Source organism: Bacillus cereus group sp. BceL291, assembly GCF_051776705.1.
GTDB classification, from domain to species: Bacteria; Bacillota; Bacilli; order Bacillales; family Bacillaceae_G; genus Bacillus_A; species Bacillus_A cereus.
In genome coordinates, this window is sequence record NZ_JBPWAP010000111.1 from 1 (window position 1) to 11,701 (window position 11,701).

Sequence of the window (11,701 nt, forward strand, 5' to 3'; positions counted from 1 at the left end):
AAAAACTATAAACTTATATTTACATAAGAACCTCAAACTTTAATAAAGTGGTGAAATATTAGTTGGTACAAGCATAATATTCATAAGATCAAATTGAGTACCGGAGTTTAATGTTACATTTATATCTAATGGTACATCAGAATTACTACTTGCTACTACATTACCGATATTAATATCTGAAAAACGAGCTCCGTTATCATTAACTCCATCGTTATTTGTAGTAGTATTAACATTTGTAGCAGTATATACCCTACCGTTTATAGTAACTCGAATAGTGGAATTTCCTATTGAAGAAACTCTTAAATAAAGATTGTAACTATTTCCATTCCCTCTAAGCGTATAACGAGCTGTCGTGTTATTTTGTTCAAACCTTAAGGAATCACCTTGATTTCCAAATTTTTCAGAAATAAATGTTCGTGTTTGATTATTCACTTGAGTTGCATGTATCGGCGAAATAGTAAATCCTGTATAGTCATTTGGCGCTAAATGAATCATAGAACCATTTTCATGAACGGCATGGATATTATTTTTTCTGTTATGCACAGATACCATATAAGCTCGTGCTCCACCAGGTGTTCCTGAAGGACTTGCTATATTTCTTATTTCATTATAGTGTAACGGTCTTCTTAAATCTTCATTTCTAACAACTAAAGGAACTCCAGAAATATTACGAATAAAATAATCTGGGAAATAGTTTGAAATACCGCGAGCTGTAAAAGCACCACTCCTTAACCCTAAAGTTGTCTCAAAGGATTCTGTTTGCCAATTTGTAACGGTGGCAACGCCCTCCCGATCTGAACCTGAATCTAGCCAACTCCTAACAAATGGCGTTAACAATGGGGGGAGAAATGTGCTACAATTAAAATTTTGATTAAACGGAGATGCACCTATATCACCAGACGAAATTCCTCCACTGTAATTAACCCTTGCAGCAAGCAATGCGTGAGTTGTAGTAGAACCAGGTAAACCAACTATATTAGGGAAGGTATTAGAAAGCCTAGCACCACTAAATCCATTTAACACATAATTTGAATTAACTTGGAAAAGAGAATATAAAAATGGCCAGTCTTGTGAAGTAAATGATTGGGTCTGCTGTGGTCCACTACCACTTGCATATAAATTAGCACCGGAAGATACTAGAAGACTTTGATATTTAAACAACGACCAGATAGATACATATTCAAATACATTTAAAAACATATATGTTCTAAATTCTAACATATCGTGTAAACGAGTGTTTAAACCTTTAAACGCACTTTGATACGTATTTATACAATAGTTAGAGTAATCTCTTGTATAATTTTTCAAGTAATCTCGATACGTACGTAATGTTGCTGCTGAAATTCCCCATTCATCTGCATTTAGAATAACATCTCTAATAAAAGAAAGATGTAAATTGGCTGCCTGTGCAAATAAAGGTAATAATAACAGTTGGTATCCTTGCATCTGGAACTGGGGTAATCTATTTAGAAATAATTGTTGCATTGTATTAACTGAAGAAGTTATTGATAAAGGAACAGCGTTTCGGTTAGGGTTCAAAAAATTATCTACTTGTCGATTAAACTCTTCTACATTTGCTTGCAGCCCTGTCAATTCCGCATTTACACGGGCAACAGTGTCTGTATTAAGTCTTTGATTCAGGAATTTTTCTGTCTCTCTTAAAATATCTTGCATTAGATTTGTACTACCACTAGGAAATATTAAATTCCGTAACTCACTTAGTATCCTTTTTCCAACAAGACTCCCCACTTTCTTTAACAGAAAACTAGCCACAGTTCCAACAATAGGATCTAGGTATAAACTATGATTATTTTTTTTCCACTCCGTCCATTCCTTTTGTACGGTATCTAATGATTTGTGTTGAAAACTAAATGGATCATGAGCCGCTACATTATACGCATCACAAATAGTAGTTCTTCCGCTATTCAATACACTATTCATATAAAATTCCTCCTTAAATATTAAGTAATATATTAAAATTAAAGATACTAAATTAGCCTGATAATAACGAATATTTTTAAGAAAGTGCTTATTTACAACCACAATTACAACTCTAACTTTGATTATAATTATTAATTAAGTCTTAAACATAGGAATCATTCTCACTTTTGTTATACGCATAATTTGTATATAGTATAGGAAGGATCGTACTTTAAACATGAAAGCCTACATTTAGCCATCCATCATGCTCCTCCCTAAATCATCTACAGTAATACCCAGCATATACCAGATGAGACACCACCATTATTTGCAAATCTAGCATGTTCGCTCGTTTCTGTATTTTGGTCCACTAGTGTGTAAATGGCGATTTTTCTTGGAATCATGGAATAAGCAAGAAGATTCCAAGTACCTTTTGTAATGATATTACTTTCAAAAAGTAATTTATTTATTACTAGTATAAAATTTGAAAACTGTCACAATACCGAAATTCCTAATCATTCCAGTTGATTATTTTATTTCTCAAAAATTACCCTTCATCTTTCTTAAATCTAGTTAATCATCCATTTACCGCTTTCTTAACTGCTTCTATTCTCCTTTCCATACGTTACATTAACAGGTGTATTAGAGAATCCATTTTTCAAAACAAAAATTGTTTGGTTAATTTTCAAACATGTTCAAACTATTTATACAATTATTAGAATTGGATATTATCTCCTGTTAATAATTTTCCCTGCCGTATGAGTAAAGTATATCTTTAATTTAAAAAGAAAAAGCATAGATATCTTCACCTATAGAAGAAGATATCTATGCTTTTTTTGAACTACCCCCACTTTCACTTCATTTAGAAGTGAGGGATTCCTAAGTAAAGAATTCTATCGAACTCTAATTGATTAGGCTATCTCCGCAGTCCTTTCGGTTAGAAGTCATATCGCTTCATTCTTTAGATTGATACTTGCGTTAATATCCCTATCATGATGTGTACGACAAGAAGGACAGTCTCACTTACGTAGGTTTAGATTTTTAACTTCTTTGTTTTGATATCCACAACAAGAACATTATTTGCTGGAAGCAATTGTTTTCGATAAGACAATAACTTGTTTTCTGTACCATTTTGCTTTGTATTCCAACATGGCTCGAAATTGTGACCATGATACTTCACTAATTGCTTTTGCTAACTTATGATTCTGTAACATATTCAATACTTGCAAATCCTCTATACCGATAACATCGTGGTTTTTGATGATTTCAGTCGAGATTTTGTCTAAGTAATATTTTCTATAATTTTCCATATATTAATAAATCCTAGCTACCTTTACTAGCTGCTTATTCCAGCGAGAAGATCCTTTCGTCCTTCTAGAAAGAACATGCTGTACTTTCGCCACCTTCGCTTCTAATGAGCGAAAAAATTACGGATTTTTATAGGGTGTTCCATCTGACAAAATGGCAAAATCTTTTAGTCCCATATCCATTCTGATGTAAGAATGTGTTTTCGGAAGTTCTTGTACTTCTGTTTCAACTAACAATGAAACAAAGTATATGCCAGAAGGGTTCCGTCTAACTGTAGCATTTACAATACGTCCCTTTACTTCGCGACTTTCGGCAACTTTATTTTTTACCTACACTGGCAATGTTTTCGTTTGTTTAATTTTGTGGTATATGATTGTACGTTGTTCTTCTTAGATTTAAAGCACGTGGCGCTGTTTTATTTTTTGAAAAAGCGTGTATACGCATCTGCAAGATTATAAACAGACAAATGAATCACAATAATATCCACTTCTTTTAGCCAACCAAACTCTTTCTTCATGGCAGGAACTTTGGCAGAACATGTACCATAGTTCAAACCTCTTCCTGCCTCTTTATATAAGTCATCCCATAAGGAAAGAAAATGATTGAATACAAAGCGAGAACAACCAATCGTTTTATTGATTAGAATTGCTTGTGCTTGATTTGGAAAGATATAAAACTTATAAGCTTTATTAATCATCATTTGATTCACCTCCATTTCTGTATATGGCTACCATACACCGAACGTGTATTCTAAAGAGAGGCAGTCGCAATTTATGTATGTTGAACAAGCCAATTCATCTCCAACCTACTCATTGTGCTGTGACCCTTCACGCTCCTTGAGGAAGGAATCTTCATGGCTAAAATGATAAATGAAGGAGCTACCTATTCACCAATTGTTATAAAAATACTTTAATCCTCCATCAATATAAGCCTTATGAGACAGTTAATTTCGTCTGATATTAGTAAGGACAAAAAATCATATTATACTTCTACTGAAAAATATTCATTTACCTCTACACTTCCCCCCCTACTTTTATTATGTTTTTCTATACACTTATGTTAGAACACAGTATAAAAAAATAAACATCACTCTTATAAGAGTGATGTTTATCTTTCATACTGTGTCATTTAAAGCAACTATGCATAAAACTATTCATCTATAATGCGTAATTCTAAACTGTCTACAATGAATTTCTCTTTCGTTTGTCAAATCGCTAACTATAATTTATCTATTTCTGGGAAACATTCTAATTCTTCTATGACATAACGAGGTGATAATGAAGTGCCTTTCCTTACAATTCATTAACTTTAAATTTAAATACGTTTTTTCTAAGGGCCTTTTAATAATTAAGCTATATATACATCTTAGCAAACAAAATTTTATTTCCACATAATTAGTGACTGTTATACAAGAATGCGCTTTTAGAAACCCTTAATATTAAATCACGATCTTACTTAATAGAGACATCGGAAAACTTGACAATAGGGCCACCATTTAAATTATTCCCTTGAGAAAGCTCTATATAAAAGTTATCTTTTCCCAATTTTGTAGTGAAAATTTCAGAAACATCTTTAGCACCGCTCATATATCTTTTTTCAAATAACACTTCCCTAGAATTTCTAATCCTTACATTAGCATCTCCGGACACAGAAAAATACACTCTATAAGTTGAAAAACTATCTAATTGAAGGTTTTGTTTTAGAATTCCTCGTCCTCCCTGATAAAGAGTGAGTGTATTACCGCTAATATTAGTTGATCCCGTACTCGTCCAATTATTTGTATTAATTAATTCTGGACTTAATAACTTTTCAGAAGGACTAATTTCCAAAATAATAAAGTTATCTCCCCAAGCTTCATCTCCATTTTGACTTTTTAAAATTAAATACACTCCCTTTAAATCAGTTCCTGTAGTAAAACGTTTAGTAATAGTTTGATAATCTTCTAAATTATTATTTGTATCTTCATAATGAATATATCCAGTATTTTCATCTTTTAAATGAATAGAAGGTTTTCCTTTAACAGTATATTGGATTACATACTCAGTTTTCGGTTTTAACTTATCTCCAATAAATTGTGAAATTCCTCCGTCCTTATGAACATATAAAGCTTTAGTTCCATTCACTCCGCCTGTATGATCTACATACGCATTCTTATTATTTGCTTTCCACGGCTCTAAATTGTCCTCTTCTATGGACCCGTTCTCTACAATATTTTTAATAAAACCACTTGGCGGGACGATCAATTTAGTTTCTTTATTGCTTAAGTCTGTTGCTAGCAGTAGTTCTCTTAAATATGATTTACATGTTAAAGTAATTAATCTTGAATTTTCATCAGCTTGGAGGCCAAACCCATTAATCGGAGTCAAAAATGTTTCACTGATGACACCTAACGGCATATACACTCCATCATCATTAGCACTTAACGTTCTATACTCCGCTTCACTTGATTCTACTTTTTTCTTATTTAAGTCAATTTCTCCTGTAGAAGAATCATAAAAATTCGCTGTTACCTCATATCTTAAAGTTTTCATTTTTTTAGTAAAATCAATTTTAGTAATTACATATTCATTTGGAAATACTATGTTATTTGTATAATAGATTTGTTCAGATTGATCTGGGCACAATAATTTATCCATATCACCATAAATAACTTCCGATAAGGAATCCTTATCAACTTGATAATTTTGTTTTAGCTTAGCCTCATATACTTTTAATACTGTAATTGAATCATTACTAATTTCAAACCCAACCAATGCATGTCCTGGTTTAGCTTCCACAATCATCTTTGCATCTTCATCACTTCCTTTAACTTTTGCATAATTAGGATTAGAAAAAGTATTAGAAAGTGTAGGGAGGATGTTTACTCTAAATTCCTCTTTTTCCTTATTTAAATGTTCATTCATAATAGAAGTATAATCAATATCTGCTAAGCCTAATAATTTTCGGCATGTTGTTAAAGTAAGAAAAGCTTTTGCTTGCAGAGCTGTTAATACAATTAAGAAGTTATAAACATTTCCGACCTCACTGCCACTTGTTTTCACATTTTCTTTAGTAATTAATTCCGATGCAGTTTTTAAAGCTGAACGCCCGAATAAATTATTTCCTACCATTACATCGTGGAATGTATTAAGGTAAAATTCAAAACCATCCACATCATTTTTTGTTACACTTTTCGCTAGTTCAGTTAACTCAGTTAACTCATCAAGAATATCTGCAGGAGAGCCATCCTTTTTTACTTTTGAACTAGTTTCTGTAGCAAAAGTTAATTCCTCAAATTTTTCGTTCACATATTTAATCCTTTGATACGCAGGTGTAATTTCAGTAAGTGTAGAGTTAATAAGTACATTTACATTAATAATATCCAACTTATCAGAAATCTCTTGCAATTGTTTACTTAAGTATTCTATTTGCAGACTTAGCGCATAATTTTGTTTCATTACATCACTCAACATAGAGGTAATTTTAGGTAGATATACCCGAAGCATCGTATTTATCGCATCGAGTTTGTTATTAACATCATTTAAAACTTGATTTTGTTCATTTGCAATTTTTAATATTTCTTTAGATAATTCTGTATTTAAGTTTCCCTGTGCGATAAGATCATTTAAGCTTCCATTCACCCCATCCAATTTACCAGAAATATCATTTAGTAACTGCTGATTCTTTAAAATTTCGTCTAGGGTTAGATCACCACCTGTATCCGTTTTAAAAATCATGTTCATAATGTCTTTGATACCAGTGGCAAATCCATAAATGCCATTAAAATAATCAATAAAACTTGGTAAGGCTCTTGTGCTTAATTTAGTATTATTCTTGTTCATGTTCATCTTCCTTTTCAGCTATTTTTTGTAACACTTATTTCTTGTAAACTTGTATTCTTAATTCTTTATTGGTAATTACTGATTATTAAACACTCATAACTTTTTATCAATTTCAATTGTATAAAATTAGTTTATATCATTAATGTGTTACTCAATTTTGCTTATTCTACTTTTTGAATTATAATATTTACCTATCAAATGGTCTTCCTATTCACAAAAATTCATTTATCCCTATTTTTTTACATTAAAGCACTCCTTTACTATATAAATTTTATTAACAGGCAATTTCCTAAATGTAAGTCGTTGTAAGGACTAATTACCCAGAAAATTATTAGAACTTAGTAAAACCTCCCTTACTTAAAATTGGATGCTATCACCTGTTAACACTTTCTCTGGGGCTATGAGTAAATTATATCTCCTATCTAACAAATAAAAGGATAGATAATTTCATCTATAGATGAAGTGATCTATCCTTTTCCTATAAATATAATCGATCATTTGTGAAATACCCTTCACTTAACCTCCTAACGTGCTCTCTAAAGTGGGGATTTCTCGGCTAATCGTTACGTCTAGTAACTATCGAATTGTACCAAAGGTTATTTTACTGCTATTTATACCAGAGCTATTGAACTACCCCAGCAGTCCTTGCGATTAGAAGCCTTATGGCTTATTGAGTTAATATCCGCATTATAGCGTGTAAGATAAGAAGGACAGTCTCATATACCTAGGTCTAGATTTCTAACGTCTTTGTTTTGATATTCACAATGAGAACATAATTGGCTAGAATCAAATGTTTTCGATACAACAATGACTTATTTTCCATACCATTTTGCTTTGTATTCTAACAAGGATCGAAATTGCGACTATGATACTTCATTAATGGCTTTTGCTAACTTATGATTCTTTAAAATATTCGATACTTGCAAAACCTTTATACCAACAACATAGTGGTTTTTGGTGATTTCAGTTGAGCTTTTGTCCAGGTAATGTTTTTTATAATTTTCCATATATTCATGAATTCTATCTACCTTTACTCGCTGTTTATTCTAGTGGGAAGATCCTTTCATTCCTCTAGAAAGAACACGCTTTGCTTTCACCAACTTCTGTTTCAACTAACAATGACACAAAGTATCTACCAGATGGATTCCGTCTAACTGTAGCATTTACAATACGTCCCTTTACTTAGCGACTTTTGGCAAATCAAACAAGGCTTAGCTTCGGCAACTTTATCTTGTTTCCTACAACGCCAATGTTTTCATTGGTTTGTTTTGTCGTATAAGATTGTACGTTGTTCTTCTTAGATTTAAAGCGTGTAAAAGCATCCACAGAGTTGCGAACAGAAAACTGAATCGCAATACTATCCACTTCTTTTAGCCAAACAAGCTCTTTTTTCAAGGCAGGAAGCCACCCCTTGTTCGAAGAAAATTCATCTCCCACCTATACTCACTGGACTGTATCCTTTCACACTCCTTGAGGAAAGAGAATTCTTGGCTAAAATGATAAAAATATTGGTTCATCTTTGATGTTGATATTTACATTACAGACTCTATTGAAAGTTACACCGTACTTACAAAAATATAATCCTTCTGAAAATTACATATTCCTCTCGCAGCTGCCACATGTTTTTGTAGAGGGAATCTATTTGTGAATTTTTACACATTTTTTTCATTGTTCGTGTAGTTTAAAAACTAAAATAAGGTAAACATTCCCCTACCGTTATCAGTGTCATTTTTTCTAAGATAAATTGATTGCAACATATCTTTCATTTTTAGTCCTTCAATAGCTGTAACATTTAAATTCGTAGTTTACCTAATTAATTTTCTTATATTCAAAACTAAAGTATAATCCTATAACTGTTTCAATTTCTTTTTGCACAATTTTTTTCATATTTAGTTAAGATGGGCAGAAGGTGTTTACCAATGGATGTTTTTGCACTTTGAGAAAATCTAATTTATTAAGTCGAGAAATTGCATTCAAAAGCATTAATCGTTATATGTAAAATTAATAATATAAAACAACAGCATAATTCTAAACTAGCAGTGTTATGTTATAATTCACGGATAACCTTAAAAATAAGTCTGCATAGTTTTATAAATTATTATCATTTATGTATTTCACGTCAATACACTATTGGTAGTATATCAAGAACACTTAATCGTTCTTAAAATCCAATTTTGTTGACATGTAAAAATTTTCATTATGCATGACTGATTACATAATAAAGAAAATAAAAAATGCAATTACGCGCTGTTTGGCTAAGCCAAACCAAAAGAATCTCCTACCTATCGTTACGCACTTGGGGTAGGAGAATTCTTTCAAACAATACGTAAAAATCAATTATGTCTTATAAGTATTCTGTTCTTCAATTGAAAATAAATACATGTTATAAATTTCTAGTATCGATTTCATATAAGTTATTCCATACAAGGAAAGTATACATTATTTAGAACTAAAACCTTAAGTTTAGTTAAAAGGGGATAAAACTTTTCTAACATAACTTGAATCTTTTTGAATTGTTTTGTTTGAGATCCGAATTATAGGTATTGGGGTATTCGGGATTTGATAATTTGTCAGAATAACATCAAATTTATGCATACAATCTGGTTTTTGTTGTAGTGTTACAAAATCACCTAGCTCGTGATTGAGTTTATAATAAATAAACTTCTTTAAAACTGATGAACCAGATAATAATAACAATCCTTTTTTATTATGATTTGAATGGACAATAAATAAAATATGGTATATTATGTAATTGATCTCATCGTTAGTTAATCTACTTTTATTTATTTTTTTATTCCAAGAAGAAATAAGAGGATAAATTCTATTATGTCCTTCTGAAAATTCCTGATGTACAGTGTCAAATTCATTACCAAAAGCGCCTATTGATAAACCATACTTTTGAAACTTGTAAATTTTATGTAACCTGAAATACAAGTCATGTTTTATCTTTTCTTTTATTTCTAAACAAACATTTATTTCAGAAGATATTGTTTGGAATAAATGTTTGTTTTTATCATAAGTCTTTTTGTTTATTTTATAATAATAATCTGTGATCCTATTTTTTTCTTCAATGTTCCATTCTAATATTATTGAAAAAGCATTCTTAAAATAACTTAATTCATATTCTGTGAATTTTATATTGAAGAAAATTTCCAATTCGCATATAATTGAACTTATGCAATTTAAATTATTTGTATCAAGTATAGGAAGAAACTCTAAAACTTCTGACATATAATGTTTATTTGCAATTCTCTTTATAGATACACTAATAATAACTGCTAGCATATTATAATCTATTTCTACATTGTGAATTCTAGTAATGCTTTTAATTTTTTCTTGTAATCTAGAATCTAAATTGATTACTTCTTTATATTTTTGGATATTATAAAAGAACATTATATAAAAATATCTTAAGTTTATTTCTTGGCCAATCAATTTAATCGTTCTAAAATTAAAATCCAATCCAAAGTTCACAAGTATCTTCCGAAAGTTTTTCAGCATTTTTTTTAGTGTAATTTTATCTAGATATAACAACTGGGACCATTTTTCTAAAGAATAATATTTTTGATTAAATATACCGATTAATATTGTATAAAGTTCACTATTCATTAAATAGGGAATAATTAATTCGGAGAAATCGTTTGAAAAATCACGTTTTAATAGGTACCCTTTGGATTGAACACTTATTAAATCCCAATTTTCGGGAAGCGCTAGTTTTAACTGAGAAATGTCATTTATTATAGTTCTACTTGTACACTTTAAACTTTGTGATAAATCCTTGGAAGACTTTATTTCATTGCTATCAATCAAGGTTTCTAAAATTTGAAGTTGTCGTATTATTGATTTATCTTGTATTAAGTCTGTAATAAATTTATCCATTACATTTCTCCTCCCTTAATACTGAATTACTTATCACTAGGTAACATTTAACTACAAAACTCAGAATAGATGCTATTACCTCACGTTACTTTGCTAGCCTTAGTATTTCAATTTTATTTTCTATCTTTATTCTTATTTGATTCTATAAGGTCTAAAAAATTATACGTTAGCTTTGCATAGTATTTATAAGTATTTTTTCATATAAAGAAATATCAATTATCTGTACAACTGTATTTTAATATTTTATATTGTACAAAAAATGTAAAGTTTTGAGCACCCATGTTTACATAACGACAAAACTTCGCATTCTTAAAAAAGAAGTGATATCATGATGATTATAATTGTAAACGCATCCAAAAATATGCATATTCACAACTTTTTCAAACAATCCATTTTACAGCATTTGGTTTTTGTGATTATAAGAATATTAATGAAAATGGAATGTTTTATTGTAAAACAATTTAATAATGTATTCTTATTGATCCTTATAACTCCGTCCCTCCTTTTTTATCACCGTATTCCCAAATGAAAAGAACTTCAATTATCTAATTCCTCTATAACAAATAATTATAGATAATTAAAAGATACCTTAATTATTTCCTAATAAAGCATACATATTTTCATCTATTAATGAAAAGTTTTATTACAAAATAGATAAGGAATATAAATGCTAACTTAAATATGTACATTAACGCTTGAATAAATATGTACATTTTCAATTGGATTCTCCATACTGACTCTGAGGTGGTTAGTATGTATATTAAGCTAGATAT

General features: G+C 30.3%; 3 protein-coding genes and 2 pseudogenes. All 5 read right to left on the reverse strand.

Annotation, left to right across the window (positions count from 1 at the left end; genetic code table 11):
• Nucleotides 1-39: 39 nt before the first annotated feature.
• Nucleotides 40-1,941 carry a pesticidal protein Cry2Ab gene (gene cry2Ab / locus ACS2CR_RS31390; RefSeq protein WP_053512470.1) on the reverse strand — a complete coding sequence of 634 codons (1,902 nt, stop codon included), beginning with the start codon at nucleotides 1,939-1,941 and terminating at the stop codon, nucleotides 40-42.
• Nucleotides 1,942-2,864: 923 nt separating this feature from the next.
• A pseudogene (gene tnpB / locus ACS2CR_RS31395) lies at nucleotides 2,865-3,928 on the reverse strand (IS200/IS605 family element RNA-guided endonuclease TnpB).
• Between the two features lie 751 nt (nucleotides 3,929-4,679).
• Nucleotides 4,680-7,049, reverse strand: coding sequence for a vegetative insecticidal protein Vip3A family protein (locus ACS2CR_RS31400; RefSeq protein WP_053512471.1), 2,370 nt, complete (start codon nucleotides 7,047-7,049; stop codon nucleotides 4,680-4,682).
• 719 nt (nucleotides 7,050-7,768) lie between these two features.
• Nucleotides 7,769-8,453: pseudogene (locus ACS2CR_RS31405) on the reverse strand (zinc ribbon domain-containing protein); the annotation flags it as partial.
• Nucleotides 8,454-9,512: 1,059 nt separating this feature from the next.
• Nucleotides 9,513-10,928: a helix-turn-helix domain-containing protein gene (locus ACS2CR_RS31410; protein ID WP_153602936.1), complete on the reverse strand. Its 1,416-nt coding sequence runs from the start codon at nucleotides 10,926-10,928 to the stop codon at nucleotides 9,513-9,515.
• Between the last annotated feature and the right edge of the window lie 773 nt (nucleotides 10,929-11,701).